Source organism: Candidatus Nitrotoga arctica (genome assembly GCF_918378365.1).
In the GTDB taxonomy this organism is placed as follows: Bacteria; Pseudomonadota; Gammaproteobacteria; order Burkholderiales; family Gallionellaceae; genus Nitrotoga; species Nitrotoga arctica.
The window spans coordinates 2,661,973-2,683,322 of record NZ_OU912926.1; the positions used below are offsets into that span (position 1 = coordinate 2,661,973).

A 21,350-nucleotide genomic window follows, 5' to 3' on the forward strand; every position below is an offset into this window, starting at 1 on the left:
TAAAGACGTTGGTCTGGTAAAGTAATAGTTGCGCCGAACCTGTAGGCGGTACCGCTCTAAAAATTCAAAAATTGCTGTGAATGGAAACCAAATCCATCCCTGTAGCTTCATGCAAAAACATCAGGCCGAAAAAAATTATTTAAGTTAAGCATCATGAAAGGCCAGTAGGCAGCCATTTCTGGCATGATGCGGCTATCAATGGCAAAATATTCATACCATGTATTTTAAAGAGTGAATTTTAATTTAATAGTTTTTTAAAGGATAACCTAATGACTACGCCAAACGACCTCAAGACTGTCGGCCTCAAGACTACGCTGCCGCGCCTAAAAATCCTCAATCTGTTCGAAAATGCCGAGGTACGGCACTTAAGCGCCGAAGATGTTTATAAAATGCTTATCGGAGAGGGGCTCGATGTCGGTCTGGCAACGGTCTATCGTGTACTCACACAATTCGAGCAAGCAGGACTGCTTGTCCGTCACCACTTTGAAACTGGCAAAGCGGTATTCGAACTTAATAAAGGTGGACACCATGACCATTTAATATGTTTGCAATGTGGTCGGGTGGAAGAATTCCACGACCCAGCAATCGAAAAACGCCAAATAAAAATAGCCGATGAGCTTGGTTTCACGATCCGTGACCATGCGCTTTATCTTTATGCTGACTGTAGTAAGGTCAATTGCCCACACAAAACATAAATCAAACTCAAGGGCGAAGAGTATATTTTTAGCTCTTTAAAATAAGTATTGAATTAAGAGAGTGGCTTAAATCTGGTGTCCTAAACGGAAGAACAAGCCTGCTTCATGACGCCGCACTTTTAATAAGGGGAAAAGCCACCACATGATCCACCTCCAAACGGATCCCAATCCACTCACCGATGGCATGGTTATGGTGGCTCGACACCAGGGAAAGCACGCGGTTACCACCAGGCAGGCGCAAGGTATAAAGAATATCCGCACCACGAAACGCCTTGTGCTCGACTTGAGCTAAGAGGGAGCTTGCATCGTCATGGATAATATCGTCCGGGCGTAACAACACCTCCACCTCACACCCCTTTTTATTGCTACCATCATTACAGTCTACGGTAGAGTAAGCACTAGGAGTTTTGCTATACAGTGTACCCAGCTCGATTTCAACCTGGTTAGCGTTAAGTAACTTCCCCGGCAGTAAAACGCCTTTACCAACGAAATCCGCAACGAAGCGGTTCTCGGGCAGATGGTACAAATTGTAGGCTTTGTCCCACTGCTGGATCTCACCATCATGCATTACCCCTATCATGTCGCCCATGGCGAATGCTTCATGCTGATCGTGAGTAACAATAATAGCGGTAGCGCCCTGCTGCTTGAGTATATCGCGCACCTCCAGCGAAAGTCGTTCACGCAGCTCAACATCCAGATTAGAAAACGGCTCGTCCATTAACAATAAGTTCGGGCAGGGTGCTAGCGCGCGAGCTAATGCCACGCGCTGCTGCTGACCACCGGAAAGTTCATGCGGATAAGCATGGCCACTCCCTGCCAGACCTACTGTTTGCAACAACTCTTCCACACGCTTATTACGTTCGATGCGCGATTGCCCATGCAAGCCAAAGCCCACATTGGCGGCTACATTCAAATGCGGAAATAGAGCATAGTCCTGAAATACCATGCCGATACGACGCTTCTCGGCAGGAACAATAAAACCGGGTGCGCTCACTCGCTCACCATTAAGCACAATTTCACCACCAGAAATGGGCTCGAATCCGGCGATAGCGCGGAGTACGGTGGTCTTGCCGCACCCTGATGGGCCAAGCAGGCAGCCGATATCGCCAGTATTCAGTGCAAAGGAGAGATCGCGCAATACTCTACGTGCCGCGTAGGACTGACTGACGTGTTTAAGTTCAAGCAACATGATGAGTAGTCTTCAATTTTCTTTTTTATTTATTCAACCACATAGGCGTAACTCAGAAATCTCCCCCAAGGATCCAGAATGTCAGAAACTTCCTCTAACCTTTTTTATGGAATAGGGTGCCCTGCCTTGCCTTTGTTCAAACCTGATCCCCAACACACCAGCGCTACTTTGAGCGATATCTGATCAGGACAATCACTGGTGCTAGCCCGGCCAGTACCAGTGCCACGGCGGGTAATGCAGCGCGGTTCCACTCGCCTCCCGAGGTCATCTCGAACACCCGCACTGCCAGAGTATCCCAGCCAAACGGTCGCGTCATCAGAGTAATCGGCATTTCCTTCATCACGTCCACAAATACCAACGCCGCCGCTGTTAAAAGGCCGCCACGCAAGATTGGTAAATGCACCCGGGCGATTAAGCTGACACCAGACACACCCAAACTGCGCGCAGCCTCATCCACGCTACGGGTAATGCGATGCATTTGACTTTCTATCGGACTGTGGGCCACCGCCAGAAAGCGTACCAGATATGCCAGAAGCATTACCATCAAGGAACCTTGCAACAGCGGCGATTGCACCCAGCCCGCAGCCACAAATCGATTATCCAGCCATGCCACCGGAATGAATACCCCGACCGCCAGCACCGCCCCCGGTAGCGCGTAACCAATAGTGGCGATACGTGCCGTCATACGTAACAGCAAACCAGGATGCTGGCGGGCGCTATAGCTCAATAATAAGGCAACTGCCCCTGACAATAGCGCGGCCAAAGCAGCCAACGCCAACGAATGCCAGAAAAAATCCAAATATCGTACATCTAAATCTTGCTCCACTACTTCCGACGCCCAAAGCAACAACTGGGTGATAGGTATGATAAATCCCAGTGCCAGCACTACCAAACAAAAACCGGTAGCCAACCAAGCCTGAGCACCCGTAAGAAGAATGCGAGCCTGAACGCTGTGTTTGCCAGTCTGAGTATAGTGCATGCGTGTGCGGGTCTGCTGCTCTGCCAACAACACCACCAATACGAACACAATCAACAGTGAAGCTAGTTGCGAAGCAGCTTGAAGCGAAAACAGCGAGAACCACGCCTTATAGATAGCAGTAGTGAACGTATCGTAGTTGAATACCGCCACGGTGCCAAAATCCGCCAAGGTTTCCATCAGGGCCAACATCACGCCACCCACGATCCAAGGCCGCGCCATCGGCAGGGCCACCCGAAAAAACCCGACGGCGGGCGACAATCCGAGGGACTGCGCCACTTCCAGCGCATGCTTACCTTGGGTGAGAAAAGCATTTCGAGCAATCAGATAAACATAGGGATAAAGCGCAAATGTCATCACCGCAATAACACCGCCCCTCGAGCGTATCGAGGGGAACTCAATCGGCCCCCACCATTCTCGCACCAAGGTTTGTACCGGTCCGGTGAAATCAAGCAGGCCGATAGCGACAAATGCCGTCACATAGGCGGGAATTGCCAACGGCAATAATAGTGCCCAGGAAAACTGCTTGCGCCCTGGAAACTCACATACAGCCGTAAGCCACGCTAGGGAGACCCCCAATATTGCTACACCTAATCCCACCCCTAATACTAGCCAGAAAGTGTTGGTCAGCAATTGTGGCAGTTGATATTCCACCAGATGCGTCCAGATTTCTCGTTCCGGCGTCAGTAATGAGCTAAGCACTACAGCAACGGGAACCAAGGTGAGCATAGCAGTCAGCAATGCCGCTAAAACCCAACCGCTGGGCAAACGAAATTTAAAAATAAAAGCGCCCACAATGGGCGCTTTTGCAGTAGATGTAGGCAATTGCTGCATTTAGCTATTTATTTATATCTGGCACGATCCATTAATTTAACTGCAGCGGTTTGCAATTCACCCGCTTTAACCACGTTAAGGGGGTTTTGCTTGAATTCTCCCCAAGCCGCAACCGCAGCATCAGGCTTCACCTTAGGATTGACCGGATATTCCATGTTTACATCAGCAAACAGATTCTGCGCTTTTTCTGAAGATAGCCACTCAAGAAACTTAACGGCCTCTGCTTGATGTTTAGCATGACGAGTGATGCCTGCCCCAGAAATATTCACATGCACACCGCTGTCTTTCGTATCCTGATTTGGCCAGAAAATCGCCAGCGGAAGATTGGGTTTTTTCTTCATCAGACCACCAAAATAATAAGTGTTAACCACCGTTATATCACACTGGCCAGCGGCCACTGCGGCCATCGCTCGGGCATCGTCGGATATAGGAGAAGTGGCCAGATTAGCCACCCAGGATTTCATTATCTGTTCAGTTTTAGGCTCACCGTATTCCTGAATCATCATCGCCACCAGCGATTGGTTATACACCGACTTCGAAGTGCGTAAACATAGACGCCCTTTCCACTTTGGATTACCCAAATCTTCGTAGGTAGAAAGAGCAGCTGGTTTCACTTTGTCTTTGTTGTAAATGATGGTGCGGGCACGCACCGACAAACCGAACCACTGGTTAGCCGGGTCACGCAAATGGGCAGGAATATTATCTAACAGCGTCTGGGATTGCACTGGTTGCAATAGCCCCAGCTTGGTTGCTTGCCACAGGTTACCGGCGTCTACAGTAATCAGCATATCGGCGGGAGTATTGGCTCCCTCTGCTTTGAGCTTTTGTAGTAACGCCCCTTCCTTGTCAGTGAGGAACTTGATGCTGGTGCCGGTTTCCTTGGTGTAGGCGTCGAATAGTGGCTTGATGAGCTGTTCGTTACGAGCCGTATAAACCACAATTTCATTAGCCGCGTAAGTAGTCATTGCCACCGTTAGCATGGCAGTAGCAGCAAGAATGCCAGAAAAACGATGTAAAAACGACAGGCATTTGTCCATTTCTATAAACTCCAAAGTGTCAGTTAGATGAATTAAATGAAAAGAAAACCAAGCATGCACCAGTTAACCATAAGTGATCATTATTTTCCAATCCGATGAAAACATGCTCTCTATATATTTGTTCTTCTTGAAAAGCCTCGACTTTCATCCTGAACTAGACTAAAGGATGCGCCGCGCGCCATTAAAGCGTTTCACCCAATATCGCTCTCCCATGTCAGAGACCATCACACTATCGGATTTGCTGCTGGATGCGTGGACAAATCGATTGTCTCCCAGATAGATGCCAACGTGGGAAAATGTGCGCCTCATCGTATTAAAAAAAACCAGATCACCCAGCTGAAGTTCAGCCCGATGAATTTTCATACCAGCTCGACTAATGGCTCGTGCATTATGGGGTAGCAATATTCCAGTCGCTATGCTGTAAACGTGGCGCACGAAGCCACTGCAATCCATGCCAGTATCAAAAGACTGTCCGCCTAATTTATAACTCGTACCAATCAAACTCATGGCGTAGAGAAGTAACTCAGCATGCAAGCCCTCGTCGGCCTTGGAAAACATAGACGCATCGTTCTTAACAACGTCATCCGCCCAAGCGGATGGGAACGTGACAAGCAGCAAATTGACCAATAGAAGTATTATTAAACGCATGCAAACAATATAGTAATGTAGGTAAGAATTCGAAATTGACTTAGTGCAGCACATTTTAATTTGAAGAAGAATACCTCAAATGTGGCCTAAGAGGTATAAGAGCATTTTCCTGTCCCAAACGGCATCAGGCAAACGTTAAATCGATTATTACTTCTTCATGAAAAAGCGAAGTCTATAATTCAAGTGATCACTTTTTGTAGCTAAAATACCAGCATGTATCCAGTTTTTAAATCTTGCCAAGAATAATTGTAGTTTAACAGAATCAAACGACATGTTTTTCGTTCAACCTCTTTAGAGTCTCCGCTTTAAGGTTCATAACTTTGGCTGTTCAGGCTTAAACTTGATTGAGATGATTTAATTGGTTTTCAGCACGCAGTCTCTGAGTACTTAGTCAATAAAACCAAATATTTAGAGCTAATGATGGCGATAACCAAGATTCTTAACGTAGCAAGGCAATACGGTTAACTGATGTCGTCGTATAATAAGTTACAATTTTATCAAATCTGGGTTTGCAGATGTATGAGTACGGTATCATCACAACTTAACAATACTTTTTAAAGGAATCTTCATGTTAACAACAAAATACTGCGTAACTGGACGATGGCTACCGGCGTTAATCGCCAGCTTTGGTTTAACATGGGGAGTTAACGGATATACCTCGCCTCAATGGGATAATTTGCAAGCTGTAAACGAGAGTTACCAACAGGCGGTTAGCAGCCCCATACGTACCAGTGATGACAAGCGTGCTGATGCAACGCGCAAACCAGTAGAGTTCCTGCAGTTCGCCCAAGTACGGCCGGGTATGCTGGTACTGGATATTGCGGCAGGCGGAGGAAATACCTCGCAGCTACTCGCGCTGGCTGTTGGGAGCAAAGGAACCGTATGGGCGCAAGGTGACCAACAACGACCAGCACTCGCCAAACGATTGGCTGATCATCCCCAGTCGAATATCGTTCCGGTAATAAGCTCTTTCGAAGACCCTGTACCCAGTGATATACCCAAGCTGGACTTAATTACCATCAACTTGAGCTACCATGATATCGCCTATAAACCCGTTGACCGTACCAAACTGAACCAACGACTGTTTGATGCATTGAAACCTGGTGGACATCTCGTTGTAATTGATCACTCAGCAAAATCGGGCAGTGGGGTTTCAGCAGCAAAGTCACTTCATCGTATTGACGAAAAGGTCGTTGGGGAAGAATTCCTGAAAGCAGGTTTCCAGTTGGAAGAAGAGAGTAACTTCCTGCACAATCCGTCCGACCCTCGTGATCAAGCTTTCTTCAATATGAAAATTCCGTCAGACAAATTCGCCTTGCGCTTCGTCAAGCCCTGATAAATATAAACATTTATTGACGTGGACGCTAACCTACACATGTTTTGGACGTTAGCGTTCCATTGGTACCTGTCACTGTCACGCTCCAATAAATGTGATGACTGTACCTGCTAAAAATATCTTCAGCCTTGATATTTTGAAAAGATTTTTTTGTGATTCCACAATACTACTTAAGTGGCCGATGGATACTGATACTTATTGCCACCTTCGGCTTTGTATGTTGGGAATTGGCATGGGGAATAAATGGATATGCCGCGCCTGAATTAAACAACTCACAAACACTATCCGAACTTTACAAACAAGCAGCTACCAGCTCCATTCGAACTAATGAAGACAAGCGTGCTGATTCTTCACGCAAACCGATTGAATTCCTGCAGTTCACCCAAGTACGGCCCGGTATGCAAGTACTGGATATCGCGACTGGCAACGGATACACGACACAACTGCTTGCGCTGGTTGTTGGCAGCACCGGAACGGTATGGGCGCAAGGAGACCAGCAAAGGGCAGCATTCATCAAACGATTGACCGATCACCCCCAGCCAAACATTGTGCCAGTGATACGCCCTTTCGAAGACCCCATACCCAATGATGTGTCCAAACTAGATTTGATTACCAACATCATGAATTATCACAACAGTTCCTACATGACGGTTGCCCGTCGGGTCAGATTGAACCAGCGATTATTCAAGGCATTAAAGTCTGGCGGATACCTCATCGTGATCGACCACTCCACCCAGACGGGCACTGATATTACCTCGGCCAAGACGCTCCATCGTATTGACCAAGCTATCGTTTTGGATGAGATTCAAAAAGCCGGTTTCCGACTTGAACAAGAAAGCGACTTTCTTCGCAATCCGTCCGACCCTCGCAATCAAACTTATTTCGATATGGCAATACCGACAGACAAATTCGCATTTCGCTTCGTCAAGCCTTGATGGATGGAATAAGCATCCGTTGCCTTGGATGGCACAATGACGTAACCCACCATCTCGGGCCATATCTGAAAAAACAAACCATTTCTAAATCGAAAGCTGCCAGGGTGGGCACGCCTTATCGTACTTTTTTAATGTTGTAAGGACAAACCAGCTTGAACACGCGTTTCCTCGAGCAGTTACTTCAATCCTTCCGCCTTAAGCGCCGCCTGCACTGCGGGACGGACAGCTACACGAGCCACATATTCCTTAAGTTCCGGCCAAGCTGACATGTCGAACTTCAAAATATCAGACCAACGCAATACGGTGAACAGATAAGCATCTGCCACCGTAAACGTTTCGCCCATCACCCAAGACTTACCTTCGAGGTGCTTGGAGAGAAAATCCATGCGTTTGCCGAGGGTTTCAACCACCACCACCCGCCATTCCGCTGGCAGTTGTGGTTTGAACATCGCACCCATCCCCTTGTGAAGTTCAGAAGTAATGAAGTTAAGCATTTCCTGCAGGCGGTAGCGCTCCATCGTGCCGTTTGCGGGAGCGAGTTTCTTTTCGGGGACGAGATCGGCCAGATACTGAACAATGGCAGGGCCTTCCGTGAGCAGCTCACCGTTGTCGAGCAACAGCGCAGGCACATAACCTTTAGGATTATGCGTCCAGTAATCAGCCCCGTTTTCCTCTTTTTTAGTAGCGAGATCCACCTTCACCAATTCGAAAGGAAGCTGCAGTTCGCGCAGGGTAATATGGGGGGAAAGGGAACAGGCAGCGGGTGAATAAAAAAGCTTCATAAAAACTCTCCTGATGTATTGTTGGGTTGATTCGTTTCGGGGCAGACAAACAGCCCTGCCCTGCAGCCACTTACTAGATTAACCAGCTTATATTATACATCCATTAAAAATGCTCAACTTTAGACATTCAGCCTTCATTTTTACGTTATCCAAACGGCAACGCAATTAAAATTGAAACAATCAAAATTCTTGCTGTCTGCTATTGAAATAGCACCGCCGCCGTAGAACAAAAGGTGCAATTCGATGACTAAACCTCGCGGTCAACACGTACCACCTGCAAGCTACGCTTCCAGGTTATTTCCACGGTTTTGCAGCCTCATAGCCGGTTACCTCAAACATTAGGCTGCAATGGCACATCGGCACAAAGATTAAGCATGAAAGAAATGAAAATCTATGAAACTGCAGATGCTCTTCACCGTTTTACTGGCCAGCACATTGACTGCAGCTTGTTCTTCAGAACAGCTTTACGCTGCAGGCCGTAATGCCCAAAGGTCGGAATGCATCAAGCGCCCCGACACTCAAGAACGAGATCGTTGCCTCAAAGACGCGAGCCTCTCCCATGACGCTTACAAACGTGAAGTTGAAGACGTAAGCAAATAAGCAGACTAAGGCCACCATCGGCCTAACATTGCGTTGCACGTGGATGTCCACGCTTGCGCCTGCATGGGAAAGGTTTGTTGAACTTCCTTGAGCAACAGCAAGCAACAACATACTTAATCGATCAATTCGATCGTCAGGTTATCCGCCCACAGCGTTCCACCATCTTCCAGCATGACGCCTACTATCAGAGAATAGGCAGAAGACGGGATTTTGAGTTCGATAGTGTACTGCTTCCAGTCTTGCGTGCCTTTCACACGGACATTTTGCATGAAATTCCAAGCGAGAATTTGGCCACTTCCGTCATCTGCACGAAGGACGAGTGCGCCACCAGCTCCGCTGATGTCCACGCCTCTAAGCGAGCCAGCAAGCCGTACTGTCTTGTTGTGCCATGAGGAATGGACGCTGATCGATTGCTGGAGCAAACCAAAAGGCTCAGAGCCATGGCGCCTGATTCGCGCACTACTCGGAATGGAAAGCGCATTTTCCGCATCGGCCACAAAGGTATAGGAATTGCCTGAACCGTGCTCAATCTCTACCCAAGGACTCATCTTGCCTAGCTTGTCAGGATTGAACGAAGGATTTTTTAAGCTGATTACCGCATCGGGAGCTGGGCGTCTGGCTTGGCGGCGTGCGAATAGAGATGACAGGGCGGCAGGAGGTACTGCAACTTGCGTCACAGCAGATGTGGCTGGTGCTGACGGAGTATCTGCGCTAAGAGCATGGTTTGTATAGCCGGCGAGCAGGAGTACAACCCACAAATGGGATATTGAGTTATTCATAAATTTACAAAGATAAAGTGGTGCACAATTATAGTTTGTAGACATGGGTAGGGGTAAGCAGAAATCGTAATTTCGATGGACAATTTGTCAAGTTAACCTCCAACCTGCTGACGCTTATACTCCTTGCGTTTCATATCTAAATATTCGCTCTGCTCCAACTCATGTAGCTGGAGTGGGTAGCGCTCAGTGAACGCAAACCAGTCTCGCAGGCGCTTTTCCAGTTGTTGCTGAGGGCGCGCGGATAAAGCGCCGAGATAAGCATTTATTGCCAAAAAATAGCGCATGGTGTTGCGTTCCAGTGCTCCACGTATACCGCTGACATGAAGGGGCTGGCCGTCCGGCAGCTTTTTAATGACGGTGAATCCTACCTTGTCACTTCCCAACGTCTTCAGATAGGCCTGCATTGCAAGCTTTGCGGTAAAGCCATAGGCATACGAATAAGATAAGTGAATAAATGTTCCACCGTCTTTTAGAGGGATTGCTTCCAACATGAAGCGATAGTTTTTAGTGCCGAATGGACCTTTATCGGCGTCCAGAAAAATCTGGAAGTAATCAGCTGATATGGAATCAACTCGATATTTAAACTCCATTCGGGGGGCAATATTCAGCGCCTGCTCGGTTTTCCTGCCGATATGTACCGTGAGGTTACTGCCTGGTTTATCAACGGATTCACGACAATATTTGACATTCAGATGCAGGATCAGGATGTCGCACCAATGATTTGCTCCCTTAAGCGCTGTACTTACCGTTGCAAAGGGATAATCCATGAACGCATAGATGTCGCCCTTTAAGTCAGTTGACGTTTGACTGGAATCCAGATTAAGCGGTAATTGAAACTGGTTGTGGCTGAGTGTATCCCGCAATGCCAGGTACTTTGCGCGGAGGGATGCTGCTGAATTCGTGTCAGGGATATCGGCATGGGCGATTCCTGAACCTGCACTTATAAGGCAAGCGAGAAAAAGATGTATCACCCGCCACAGTCCCGTTTTTAATCTTTTTCTCACGTTACGTATTCTCCGTATCACGTTTAAGAGATCTGTCGTAACAGTTCTTCGCGTAGCGCTGTAATTGTCTGCGGTTGAATTAACGCTGCGCTGGCTATATGGAAGATGTCCTCGGCGCGTGCACCAAGCGTATTGATTTTGGCGCTACGTATTGCTATGCCATGCCGCGCCAGCACATGTGCGATACGCGCCAACAAACCGGGGCGGTCGCCTGCGATGATGGAAAGCAGATAATTGCCTTTATCATCTGACGTTATATTGATTTCGGATGCGATGGGAAAATGTTTGAGCTGGCGGGATATTCTCGCAGATTTTGGTACGGAGGGTTCATCGGCGGGGGCTATCTCGCGTGACAGTTCATACTCTATGTAATTCATTACATCGCGATATGCTGGCGTGCTATTACCTGCATCCATTGCCAGAAAGCTGTCCAACGCATAACCGTGCTGGGTGGTGTGGATCTTTGCTTCCATGATGTTGTAGTTCAGTCGCTCAAAAAAACCACAGATACGCGCAAAAATATAAGGCTGATCGGGGCTATATACCATCAACTGAATGCCTTCCCCGAGGGGGCTTAAACGTGTCTTGACGATGGCTGTTTCGCTATTGACTTGATGTGCCAACAGGCGAGTGTGCCAGGCAATTTCCTGCGGTTCGTGACGCAGAAAATACTCTGGGTCTAGTTGCGCCCACAGTGTTTCATGTACCTCAGGATCAATCGCATGCAAGCTTAGTATTTCCAGTGTGCGGGTGCGGATTTCGCCGATCTGATCGGCAATTTTACCGTCAACCATATAGCGGCGCGTTGCCCAGAACAGATCTTCAAGTAACTTGCCCTTCCAGGCATTCCATACTTTTGGGCTCGTGCCACGAATATCGGCCACAGTAAGCAAATACAACGCTACTAGATAACGATCATTTTTTATTTTTGCAGCAAATGCCGCGATCACATCCTGATCGGACAAGTCTTGTTTTTGTGCTGTGGTGGACATTGTTAGATGGTGCTCGACCAGCCATACCACCAGTTCGGTATCTTCTTGCGTTAGTCCGTGTTGTTTGCAAAAGCGTGCAGCGTCTGCACATCCCAGTATTGAATGGTCGCCGCCGCGTCCCTTGGCGATGTCGTGGAACAGTCCGGCGATATACAGCACCTCGACGCGCGCGAAATCCTTGATCAGCTTGTTACACAAGGGGTATTCATGCGCGTGTTCTGCCAAGGTTAAACGGCGCAGATTGCGTACCACCATCAGGATGTGCTCGTCTACCGTATAAACATGAAAAAGATCGTGCTGCATTTGCCCGACGATGCGACCAAACGCAGGTAGGTAGCGACCCAGAATGTCATTTTGATTCATGCGTCGCAGCGCATGGGTAAGGCCGTGTGGCTGGCGCAGGATAGCCATGAACAGTGCGCGGTTGTGTACATCGCGTCGGAATGCAGCGTCTATCTTATGACGTGCCCGCCACAGAGCGCGCAGAGTGGGGGCGGAAAATCCGCTCAGGTGTGGATGTTGTTCCAGTAACAGGAAACTTTCCATAATGGCGGATGGTTCGCTTTCGAACAGGGCTTCATCGCGTGCTTCGAGCAAATCATCACGCGTGATGAAGCGGGCATTTAGTGGATGTATTGCGCTAGCTTCCGGGAACAGGTGTGTATGCAAGTTTTGCAATAACACGGCATTGAGTTGTAGCACAGCTTGCTTAGTGCGGTAGTAGCGCTGCATCATGTGTTCGCTGGCACGGCGTACACCTGATGCAGTGATGTGCATTTGTTTCGCCAGGTCGGTCTGATAATCAAATAACAGGCGATCTTCACGCCGGCCGGCTAAATAATGCAGGCGAATGCGCAGGTTTTGCAGCAAAGCTTCGTGACGCGCGATGGCGCGCGCCTCAGGCACGGTAATCATGCCCGCCTTGGCCAGCTCGCGCCAGGTGTCGCCCAAGTTACAGGCGCGGCTAATCCACAGTACGGTCTGCAAATCGCGCAGACCACCAGGACTTTCTTTCAGGTTGGGTTCAAGATTATAGTCCGCGTCAATGAAGCGAGCGTGGCGCCGCTGTTGTTCATTTTGCTTGGCAAGGTAGAAAGCACGATGATCAAGGTGTAGTGTCAGCGTGCTGACCATTTCCTCAAACAGTTGGGGTGCGCCGATAATTAAACGTGCTTCTAATAGATTGGTCTGTACCGTAATATCGACCGATTCCTCTACGCATTGTGCAACGGTACGAATACTGTGACCGACTTCCAGGCCAATGTCCCACAGCAGACCAACCAGTTCCTGCAAATGTTGTTGCAATGCTGGGTCCGGTTCCTCCGGCAACAGTATTAGCAGGTCAATGTCGGACTTAGGATATAACTCGCTACGCCCATAGCCGCCCACACCAACGAGCGTTAGGTTTGGCGGCATGACGAGGAGTTGCCATACCGCGCGTAAATGCTCATCCACCAGCTTGGCGTGGCCACGCAGCAGGCGGGCTGGTTGCGCGTGACGTTCATAATCCTGTTGCAGGAATAATCGTGCAGCACGCAAGCTCTGACGGATTTCAGTGGCGCTTTGCACGGCTTATTTAAGGTGGAGGGGATGGAGATCCAGCAGAAACAGTCAGCACTTCAAAGCCAGATTCGGTTACCAGAATGGTGTGTTCCCACTGAGCCGACAAACTGTGATCCTTAGTCACGATGGTCCAGCCATCGCCGAGTTGAGTGATACCAGCCTTGCCTGCATTAATCATCGGTTCAATGGTGAAGATCATGCCCGCTTCGAGTTTCAACCCACTTTTAGGCTTTCCATAATGCAACACCTGTGGCTCTTCGTGAAATCCCCTACCGATGCCGTGGCCGCAGAATTCGCGTACCACGCTGTAGCCCAGCACTTCGACGAAGCTCTGGATGGCGTGGCCGATATCGCCCAAATATGCGCCGGGTTTGACCACACGGATGCCTCGCCACATCGCCTGATAAGTGATTTCGCACAACCGTTTTGCCTGGATGGATGTTTCGCCGACATGGAACATGCGGCTGGTATCGCCGTGATAGGCTTGTTTGATAGTGGTGACGTCTATATTTAGGACATCGCCGTTCTTGAGTTTTTTTTCACCCGGCACACCATGGCATACCTGATGATTGATGGAGGTACAAATGGATTTTGGATAGGGTGTATGTCCTGGTGGCGCGTAATTGAGCGGCGCAGGAATACATTGCTGAATATTCACCATGTAATCATGGCAGAGGCGATCAATTTCGCCCGTAGTAATACCAGCTTGTATAAAAGGTGTGATGTAGTCCAGCACTTCGCTAGCCAAGCGGCCTGCGATGCGCATTTTTTCTATTTCCTGAGTGGTCTTGATGCTAACGGGCATAATTACTTAGATTTTAAGATAAAACGGTGGCAAGCATAGTGGATAGCGACTGTCAGCACAACAGGGCACCTCTAAAAACCCAGCTATTGCGGTACAAAAGTGAGGCAAGCAGCAGATGCAAATTCTTTTCACCCTTGGCGTTTGAGCAAACTCTGAATTTTTAAAGGCGCCCAACAGTACGATTACCAGCAGAAACAAAAAAGGCACGCCTAAGCATGCCTTTTTGCTTTTAGCGAAAAAGTCGTTTAATGTTTAACGATTGCCGCTGTTGTGGCCACGTCCAGAGAAGCTGCTTGCCGGACGACGTTCCTGGCCAGCAGGACCCGTGTTGCCGGTGTTCCCATTACGCCGGGGTGCATTATCACCGAAACGATTGTGAGATTGGCCTTCCCGTCGAACGCCATCAGGATGACCATGGCGGCTGTCAGGGGAAGTATGGCGTCCGAATCCGCCGGGTTTGCCACGGGTGGTGGAGGGTTGTGAGCGCGGTTTGAATTTAGGTTCCAGACCGGCAACGATATGAGCAGTTATGCTCTGCCCGGTGTAGCGTTCGATCTTTTGCAGATTTCCGGCATCGCGGTTAGACGCAAACGATACTGCGATACCGGAAGATCCGGCGCGACCGGTACGGCCAATACGGTGCACATAGTCTTCGGCGGCCTTGGGCAGGTCAAAGTTGATTACGTGGGAAATACCCGGAACATCGATACCCCGTGCGGCCACGTCAGTCGCCACCAAAATACGCACTTGACCACGGCGCAAGTTAATCAAGGTGCGATTGCGTTCGCGCTGGTTCATATCGCCATGTAGCGCGGCGGCGGAATGTCCTTGGGACAGCAGTTTGTCAGCCAAAGCATCAGCATCGCGCTTGGTAGCAGTGAATACCAATGCTTGGTTCAAGTCCGTATCACGCAGTAAGTGATCCAGCAAACGGCCCTTGTGCGCCATGTCGTCCACATACATTAGGCGTTGTTCGATGTTTTCGTGACGTGCCTGCGTAGCTGCAACGCTTATGCGCTTTGGATTCGTGAGCAACCGTTTTGCCAGGTTGCCAATTACACCATCCAGTGTGGCGGAGAACAGCAGCGTTTGGCGTGTGGCCGGGGTGGCTGCGGCGATGCGCTCCACGTCATCAATGAAACCCATATCCAGCATGCGGTCGGCTTCGTCCAGCACCAACATTTCGAGGCGCGAGAAGTCGATACGGCCGCGTTCAATGTGATCAATCAAGCGACCCGGAGTAGCCACTAAAATATCTACTGGGCTGGACAGCAGTTTGTTTTGTAGCGGGTAGGGCATGCCACCGAGAATGCTCACTACTTTCAGGCGCATGTTCTTGCCGTATTTAGTGGCGGCGTCTGAAACCTGTTGTGCCAGTTCGCGTGTCGGGGTCAGCACCAGCACGCGCGGGCCCTTGCTACGCACGGCAGCAGGTTCGGCGATGCGGTGTAACGCTGGCAGTATGAAAGCGGCAGTTTTGCCGGTACCCGTCTGGGCAGATGCCATCAGATCGTGGCCCGCCATCACTTCGGGAATGGCTTCGGCCTGAATCGGCGAGGGCACGGTATAGCCGGATTCTTCTACAGCACTGAGGATTAAGGGATTCAATCCCAGAGAGGCAAAGGTAATAACTTTAATAGGTGCAGCTGTGTTTTCAATAGGCACGATTGTTCCTTAATTAATGATTAAATCAAAGCGCATGCGTGGCTAAAGCCACACAATAAAATTTAGTAGGGAGATCATAGACTCTACCAGCGCAAAACATCGTCGCTAACCGGTAAAAGCAAGACGCGTCAGAGACGCCAGAGGTCAGAAAACGATGAGCCAACGCTGCACGAATATCGCAGCGAGGGGCGCATTATACACAACTGAGTAACAATAGCCAGAAAATAAATCTGGACAGGCCTTGCTACCTGAGAAATAGCTGCAATAATTTTTATTCAAAATAGTAGTTTGGAATGAATTGTAATGTTTAGAGGTGTCCTTATGCTAGAATGCGCGCCCTTTATCTAGCTTAGGTCGTAAACATGTCGCGCGCACTCCGTAATATCGCCATCATTGCCCACGTTGATCATGGCAAAACCACCATGGTGGACAAGCTGCTGTCCCAGACGGCTACCTTCGCCGCGCACCAGCATATCGCTGAGCGCGTGATGGATAGTAACGATCTCGAGAAGGAACGAGGCATCACCATTCTGGCAAAAAACTGCGCAGTGGAATATGAAGGCGTCCATATCAACATCGTGGACACGCCAGGGCACGCTGATTTTGGTGGTGAGGTGGAACGCGTTCTGTCGATGGTGGACGGCGTGTTGTTGCTGGTAGATGCGGTGGAAGGCCCGATGCCGCAAACCCGTTTTGTTACGCGCAAGGCGCTGGCACTGGGTTTGCGTCCTATCGTGGTAATTAACAAGGTTGATCGGCCCGGCGCGAGACCAGAGTGGGTAGTAGACCATACTTTCGATTTGTTCGATAAGCTTGGCGCAACCGACGCACAAATGGATTTTCCGATAGTCTACGCCTCGGCGTTGAATGGTTACGCGACATTGGATTTGACGAACCCGAGCACGGATATGCGTCCATTATTCGATACCGTGTTAAAGCATGTGCCGGCGCCGGTTGGCGATATGGACGGGCCGCTGCAATTCCAAATTTCTGCGCTAGATTATTCCAGCTTTGTTGGACGCATCGGTGTTGGACGGGTTTCGCGGGGGCGAATTAAGCCTGGTCAAGAAGTCATGGTGCTGAATGGCGATAAACCGCCGAAGAAAGCACGGGTCAATCAGGTGCTGGGCTTCCGTGGTATCGAGCGGGTACAAATGGAAGAAGCGGGTGTTGGCGACATCATTCTGGTCAACGGTATCGAAGATATCGGAATTGGCGTTACCTTGACCGATATTAACCAGCCAGAAGCTTTACCTATGCCTAAAGTGGATGAGCCTACGTTAACTATGACCTTCCAAGTGAACAACTCCCCCTTGGCAGGACAAGAAGGCAAGTTCGTTACTAGCCGCCAGATTAAAGATCGTTTGACTAAAGAATTGTTGGTAAATGTGGCATTGCGCGTGGAAGAAACGGGTGAGACAGATTCTTTCCTGGTGTCGGGACGTGGTGAATTGCACTTGACCATTCTGCTAGAAAACATGCGTCGAGAGGGCTTTGAATTAGCTGTATCTAAACCGCGTGTGGTGTTTCGTGAAGTTAACGGTGAAAAATGTGAGCCGTATGAAATGCTCTCTGTGGACGTTGAAGAGACAAACCAGGGTGTGGTGATGGAAGAGCTGGGCCGCCGGCGCGGCGATTTGCAGGATATGCAGTCGGATGGAAGAGGCCGTGTGCGTTTGGAATATCGTATTCCGGCACGCAGCTTGATCGGTTTTCAAGGTGATTTTATGACTATGACCCGTGGCACCGGACTTATCTCGCATGTGTTCGACGACTACGGCCCGGTCAAGCCGGATATGCCAGGTCGTCATAATGGAGTGCTGGTTTCTCAAGACAATGGTGAGGCCGTGGCCTATGCCTTATGGAAATTGGAAGATCGCGGCCGCATGTTCGTTAGCCCCGGGGATAAATTGTATGAAGGCATGGTCATTGGCATACACAGTCGCGATAACGACCTTGTGGTTAACCCGATCAAAGGCAAGCAACTGACCAATGTGCGTTCCTCCGGCACGGATGAAGCAGTGCGCTTGACCACGCCAATTCAGCTGACGCTGGAATCTGCTGTTGAATTTATCGATGACGACGAGCTAGTGGAAATCACTCCGCTGTCCATACGTGTGCGCAAGCGTCATCTTACTGAACAAGATCGTAAGCGTGCTTCTCGGTAGTAGATAAATACGTATTTTAAATGTTAAACAAAAAGGGGCGTAAATGCCCCTTTTTTTACGCCGAAGAAGAATGTCACGGGTATCGTTTAGAATGCACAGCCATATGTAAAAGTTGAGGGCACCTCTATAAATCACTATTTCCGCCCAAATCCGGCTTCATCTATCGGTTTTATTTGGTACTCACCAAAGATCAGCGTCCGTCGCTCAGTCAAATATACATTCAAACCGTTAGGAGAAATAATTGTCGATCCAAGGGCCGTTACTCACAGTCCAACAAGGTAAAGACGGCACCTTCGTTCGTTGGCTAGAAGAACTGGGACTTAAAGAGTTTTTACAGAAGCATCCATTCCCGAAGTTAGTCGAGTGGGGCTGGCTTGTTCCTCAATACCGTTATTCCTTTCCGCCTGAGGAGTTCGAAAGCGATCCGGAATCTCCGGTAGCATATTGGCCACCTTTGCCAAGAGATGACCCGCTAGAGCAGTTGTGGGAGTCAGATTGGTACATCAAGACTATTGATGAGCCGCTCTGGTTCCTTCACCCGTTCTTCCGACCCACAGACGCTGCGGGCAAAATACTCCGTAATTATGGGCAGCCTTGGGATGCAATTTCTATCCCGCCCACAATCAATCAAGTTAATGGCGAAACTATTTGCCCTTATGTGGACTATTTTTTTCATTGGCAGGGCTACGCGTTGATAGATTTAATTCGGGCATCAGACTGCATTCCGCCTATCCTACATACACCCGATGTTAAGGAGCGTATGCAAGGCATTGTCCGCAATGTAGAGCGATTAGGTGATTGGAATCCAAATAGCTTTTTAACCGCTCCCCAGCGATGGGGTGGCTTCGCACAATCTATGACATGGATTTCCCATTACCACGCATTTCGCAATGCACTAGCAACGTGGAATCTCGCACATACGCGAGACCCTGAAGTCCACAAGCGCGGTTGCATCGAGTTGGCGTCCCATCTCGGTGTAACTGCGGAAACGCTCTCGACTGCTATTAAAAATGACTTCTTGCGACTAGCCGGTCAGTGGATAAAAACAAAAGATCGAAAGAATGTCTGGGTGGACTCTGCATGGACATGTCTTCAACAAGACATCTATTTTGCAGTGGAATGGCTATGCTACCTCACCGATAAAAAAATTGACTACTACTTAGAAAAATGGAGTCGGCCTAGTCACCAACAATACGATGGCACTGCGGAATTAATAGATGTTTTGCCATTTGAATTTTTCAGTGACCGATACTACTTCCTAGATATGGCGTCACATTATCTGAAACCATTTAATGAATTTCTTGCGGAGAATGAAAAGCTTGCCGACAGTCGGCTTAAAAACATTGTAGACAACCTACGTTCAGTGAATTACCCGTTCGACGGATTTCTAAGTTCATTTCGCCAGCTTCATGATGAACTAACATTTAAGCCTGAGGGTTCTGGAAAGCTTGATTTCCGCAACCGAAGGCCATTAGACTTTTATTCATTACTGGCAATTCGCGCAGAAGGTTGTTTAATGTTCGCGCTTCGTAAGTCGGGTGAGTTGGAGAAGATCACTTCATTGCCTCAATACATATCACATTTCGCTGCAAAACGAGGGCTTTCCCAACAGGCTGTTCAATTCTTCAGGGATAACAAAAACCTTGTCCAACTTCGTTCGCAACCTAAGACCCCAATTCGTGAGGTGATGAATTTGGTATTGAACACCACACCGCGCGAACAGCAGTTGGTGCGGGCTTTCCTGTGCTGTGTATTGGCTCGTAACTACTTCGCCCATCATCATTACCTTGACCAAGAATTGCTACGAAGCAAAGAATCCGCTTTCATGCTCGGTGGAATTATCTTGACGTTACTATTCCTGCTTGAATAATCAAGGATTGAAGTAATAATAAGGGCCAAATTTTTTGCAAGTTGCCATTCCTAAAAATGACCAAGGCGTATCTATCTTACTTGGCGAACGGCACTATAAAAGTATTGGAATACGTGTTCGCTATTTGCAAGTCGAGTTTGCGTAGGGTTTGATAAATCTCTAGCACTTTGTCCTGCTGACCGGAGCGGGAGTAAGCCTCACCCAGGTTATACCAGACACTTGCTTTTTCCGGTTCAATGCGAACCGCCTCTCGAAAGGCGGAAATCGCCTGCTCGTATTGTTTAAAATTGCCGTAAGCAATACCCACATTATTCCAGGCAGAGGCATATTCTGGATCAATGCGTAGTGCCTCCCGATAGGCCTGAATTGCTTGTTCATATTGTTTGATGTTGTTATGGATATTGCCCAGATTATTCCAAGCGTCGGCATATTCCGGCTGAATGCGTAGCACACTTCTATAGGCTTTAATTGCCTGCTCATATTGTTTGAGGTTTTTGTGGGCAATGCCCACGCTAAACCAAGCGTCCGCACTTACCGGCTCGGTTTTAACCCACTGCTGCGAAAGCTTCAACATTCCTTGCCAATCTTTTTTGTGCTCCAACGCAACGACGCGGTTAAGCCAAGCCAACCCGCTCTTTTTCGCTACCACCGGAGCGCCCTGAGCTCGTTTCGGCAGTTCCCCTATCCAATCTACGGGCAAAGCAAAGTTAAGATTTTGCCCCTCCGCGTGATAAAACGTGGTGATACCGATTAATTGCCCTTGGTCATCGAATAGCCCACCACCGCTGGAACCAAGAGAAATCGCGGCGGAGGTCTGAATATAGTCCGAGCCTTCATGTGGACGCAAACTGGAGATAAGTCCTTCGCTCAAGGTCAACTCCAGGTCTTCCGGTGCACCGATGGCATAGACGCGTTGGCCCACCTTAAGTTTTTTGGCTGTGCCCAAAAGAGCGGGGGGAGCTTGTAAATCCGGCACATTTAACTGGCACAGATCGCGACTAGGGTCTGAATATTGCATAGTGGCAGAAAATGTTTTGCCGGATTGCCGTACTTTTCGACTTTTGCCTCTTTTCGCAACATGACAATTAGTAATGACCTGGCCGGTGCCTATCACCACGCCACTGCCCTGCCCTATGAATTCATCCTTCGAATCGAAGATGTCCACTACCACAACGGAAGGCGACACTTGTTCAAAAATTTGTTCCGGTGTTTTGGCTACAGCAAGCGAAGAGAACAAAACAAGTATGAAACTGGCAGCCAGCACTGGGTAAAAATATTGGAATCTCATGATTTCCTCATTTTAATTTCTAGACAATGCCATGCATAGGCATTGGGTCAGTGAAAGCGGTTGGAAGACACGGCGTTGATTTAAATCCAACAAGTCAATATAACGATAATACAATCGAAGCAGTCATAATCTTTGGTTTAAAGTCATAAATTATCACGAGTATGTTTTCTGTTAAATACAGAAA

Annotated in this window: 17 protein-coding genes; 6 read left to right on the plus strand and 11 right to left on the minus strand. The window is 48.7% G+C overall.

Annotated elements, in window-relative coordinates; genetic code table 11:
• The first annotated feature begins 269 nt into the window (after positions 1-269).
• Complete coding sequence (gene fur, locus MKZ32_RS12160) at positions 270-695, plus strand: ferric iron uptake transcriptional regulator (RefSeq protein WP_239797509.1); 426 nt, start codon at positions 270-272, stop codon at positions 693-695.
• Between the two features lie 103 nt (positions 696-798).
• Here the strand turns inward: fur and MKZ32_RS12165 are convergent, their stop codons facing one another.
• The 4 genes from MKZ32_RS12165 to MKZ32_RS12180 all read right to left on the minus strand — a co-directional run bounded on the left by MKZ32_RS12165 (position 799) and on the right by MKZ32_RS12180 (position 5,379).
• On the minus strand, positions 799-1,884 hold the full coding sequence (locus MKZ32_RS12165) for an ABC transporter ATP-binding protein (protein WP_239797510.1): 1,086 nt from the start codon (positions 1,882-1,884) through the stop codon (positions 799-801).
• A 163-nt stretch (positions 1,885-2,047) separates the two neighbouring features.
• Positions 2,048-3,694 (minus strand): ABC transporter permease, encoded by a 1,647-nt coding sequence (locus tag MKZ32_RS12170; RefSeq protein WP_420887737.1) that lies wholly within the window; start codon positions 3,692-3,694, stop codon positions 2,048-2,050.
• Positions 3,695-3,702: 8 nt separating this feature from the next.
• Positions 3,703-4,674, minus strand: a complete 972-nt coding sequence (locus MKZ32_RS12175; protein WP_239798153.1) for an extracellular solute-binding protein — start codon at positions 4,672-4,674, stop codon at positions 3,703-3,705.
• Between the two features lie 216 nt (positions 4,675-4,890).
• Positions 4,891-5,379: a C40 family peptidase gene (locus tag MKZ32_RS12180; protein WP_239797511.1), complete on the minus strand. Its 489-nt coding sequence runs from the start codon at positions 5,377-5,379 to the stop codon at positions 4,891-4,893.
• Positions 5,380-5,947: 568 nt separating this feature from the next.
• Between MKZ32_RS12180 and MKZ32_RS12185 the strand changes: the two genes are divergently transcribed.
• Together MKZ32_RS12185 and MKZ32_RS12190 are read left to right on the plus strand one after the other, a co-directional pair.
• Positions 5,948-6,715 carry a class I SAM-dependent methyltransferase gene (locus tag MKZ32_RS12185; RefSeq protein ID WP_239797512.1) on the plus strand — a complete coding sequence of 256 codons (768 nt, stop codon included), beginning with the start codon at positions 5,948-5,950 and terminating at the stop codon, positions 6,713-6,715.
• A gap of 152 nt (positions 6,716-6,867) precedes the next feature.
• On the plus strand, positions 6,868-7,650 hold the full coding sequence (locus MKZ32_RS12190) for a class I SAM-dependent methyltransferase (protein WP_239797513.1): 783 nt from the start codon (positions 6,868-6,870) through the stop codon (positions 7,648-7,650).
• Between the two features lie 176 nt (positions 7,651-7,826).
• On the opposite strand, the gene gstA is transcribed toward MKZ32_RS12190, so the two are convergent.
• Entirely contained in the window at positions 7,827-8,432 is a 606-nt protein-coding gene (gene gstA, locus MKZ32_RS12195) for a glutathione transferase GstA (RefSeq protein ID WP_239797514.1), read from the minus strand.
• 393 nt (positions 8,433-8,825) lie between these two features.
• Here gstA and MKZ32_RS12200 point away from each other — a divergent pair, with 393 nt between their 5' ends.
• Entirely contained in the window at positions 8,826-9,032 is a 207-nt protein-coding gene (locus tag MKZ32_RS12200; protein ID WP_239797515.1) for a hypothetical protein, read from the plus strand.
• 113 nt (positions 9,033-9,145) lie between these two features.
• Here the strand turns inward: MKZ32_RS12200 and MKZ32_RS12205 are convergent, their stop codons facing one another.
• The 5 genes from MKZ32_RS12205 to MKZ32_RS12225 all read right to left on the minus strand — a co-directional run bounded on the left by MKZ32_RS12205 (position 9,146) and on the right by MKZ32_RS12225 (position 15,804).
• Positions 9,146-9,811 (minus strand): hypothetical protein, encoded by a 666-nt coding sequence (locus tag MKZ32_RS12205; protein WP_239797516.1) that lies wholly within the window; start codon positions 9,809-9,811, stop codon positions 9,146-9,148.
• A gap of 92 nt (positions 9,812-9,903) precedes the next feature.
• Entirely contained in the window at positions 9,904-10,815 is a 912-nt protein-coding gene (locus MKZ32_RS12210; RefSeq protein WP_239797517.1) for a hypothetical protein, read from the minus strand.
• Between the two features lie 23 nt (positions 10,816-10,838).
• Complete coding sequence (locus tag MKZ32_RS12215; RefSeq protein ID WP_239797518.1) at positions 10,839-13,376, minus strand: [protein-PII] uridylyltransferase; 2,538 nt, start codon at positions 13,374-13,376, stop codon at positions 10,839-10,841.
• Positions 13,377-13,383: 7 nt separating this feature from the next.
• The gene (gene map, locus MKZ32_RS12220; protein WP_239797519.1) at positions 13,384-14,175 is read right to left on the minus strand and encodes a type I methionyl aminopeptidase; all 792 of its coding nucleotides are present in this window, start codon (positions 14,173-14,175) and stop codon (positions 13,384-13,386) included.
• 252 nt (positions 14,176-14,427) lie between these two features.
• A complete protein-coding gene (locus MKZ32_RS12225) occupies positions 14,428-15,804 on the minus strand; it encodes a DEAD/DEAH box helicase (RefSeq protein ID WP_239798154.1) in 1,377 nt (458 codons plus the stop codon).
• A gap of 398 nt (positions 15,805-16,202) precedes the next feature.
• Between MKZ32_RS12225 and typA the strand changes: the two genes are divergently transcribed.
• Positions 16,203-18,008 (plus strand): translational GTPase TypA, encoded by a 1,806-nt coding sequence (gene typA / locus MKZ32_RS12230; protein WP_239797520.1) that lies wholly within the window; start codon positions 16,203-16,205, stop codon positions 18,006-18,008.
• Between the two features lie 241 nt (positions 18,009-18,249).
• The gene (locus MKZ32_RS12235; RefSeq protein WP_239797521.1) at positions 18,250-19,878 is read left to right on the plus strand and encodes a hypothetical protein; all 1,629 of its coding nucleotides are present in this window, start codon (positions 18,250-18,252) and stop codon (positions 19,876-19,878) included.
• Positions 19,879-19,954: 76 nt separating this feature from the next.
• Here MKZ32_RS12235 and MKZ32_RS12240 read toward each other — a convergent pair whose 3' ends face one another.
• Positions 19,955-21,166 carry a tetratricopeptide repeat protein gene (locus tag MKZ32_RS12240; RefSeq protein ID WP_239797522.1) on the minus strand — a complete coding sequence of 404 codons (1,212 nt, stop codon included), beginning with the start codon at positions 21,164-21,166 and terminating at the stop codon, positions 19,955-19,957.
• Between the last annotated feature and the right edge of the window lie 184 nt (positions 21,167-21,350).

Coding starts and splice junctions, on each gene's coding strand:
- MKZ32_RS12185 (WP_239797512.1), top strand. CDS start 5,948: ATGTTAACAACAAAATACTGCGTAACTGGACGATGGCTACCGGCGTTA.
- fur (WP_239797509.1), top strand. CDS start 270: ATGACTACGCCAAACGACCTCAAGACTGTCGGCCTCAAGACTACGCTG.
- MKZ32_RS12175 (WP_239798153.1), bottom strand. CDS start 4,674: ATGCTAACGGTGGCAATGACTACTTACGCGGCTAATGAAATTGTGGTT.
- gstA (WP_239797514.1), bottom strand. CDS start 8,432: ATGAAGCTTTTTTATTCACCCGCTGCCTGTTCCCTTTCCCCCCATATT.
- MKZ32_RS12200 (WP_239797515.1), top strand. CDS start 8,826: ATGAAACTGCAGATGCTCTTCACCGTTTTACTGGCCAGCACATTGACT.
- MKZ32_RS12205 (WP_239797516.1), bottom strand. CDS start 9,811: ATGAATAACTCAATATCCCATTTGTGGGTTGTACTCCTGCTCGCCGGC.
- MKZ32_RS12170 (WP_420887737.1), bottom strand. CDS start 3,694: ATGCAGCAATTGCCTACATCTACTGCAAAAGCGCCCATTGTGGGCGCT.
- typA (WP_239797520.1), top strand. CDS start 16,203: ATGTCGCGCGCACTCCGTAATATCGCCATCATTGCCCACGTTGATCAT.
- MKZ32_RS12165 (WP_239797510.1), bottom strand. CDS start 1,884: ATGTTGCTTGAACTTAAACACGTCAGTCAGTCCTACGCGGCACGTAGA.
- MKZ32_RS12240 (WP_239797522.1), bottom strand. CDS start 21,166: ATGAGATTCCAATATTTTTACCCAGTGCTGGCTGCCAGTTTCATACTT.
- map (WP_239797519.1), bottom strand. CDS start 14,175: ATGCCCGTTAGCATCAAGACCACTCAGGAAATAGAAAAAATGCGCATC.
- MKZ32_RS12180 (WP_239797511.1), bottom strand. CDS start 5,379: ATGCGTTTAATAATACTTCTATTGGTCAATTTGCTGCTTGTCACGTTC.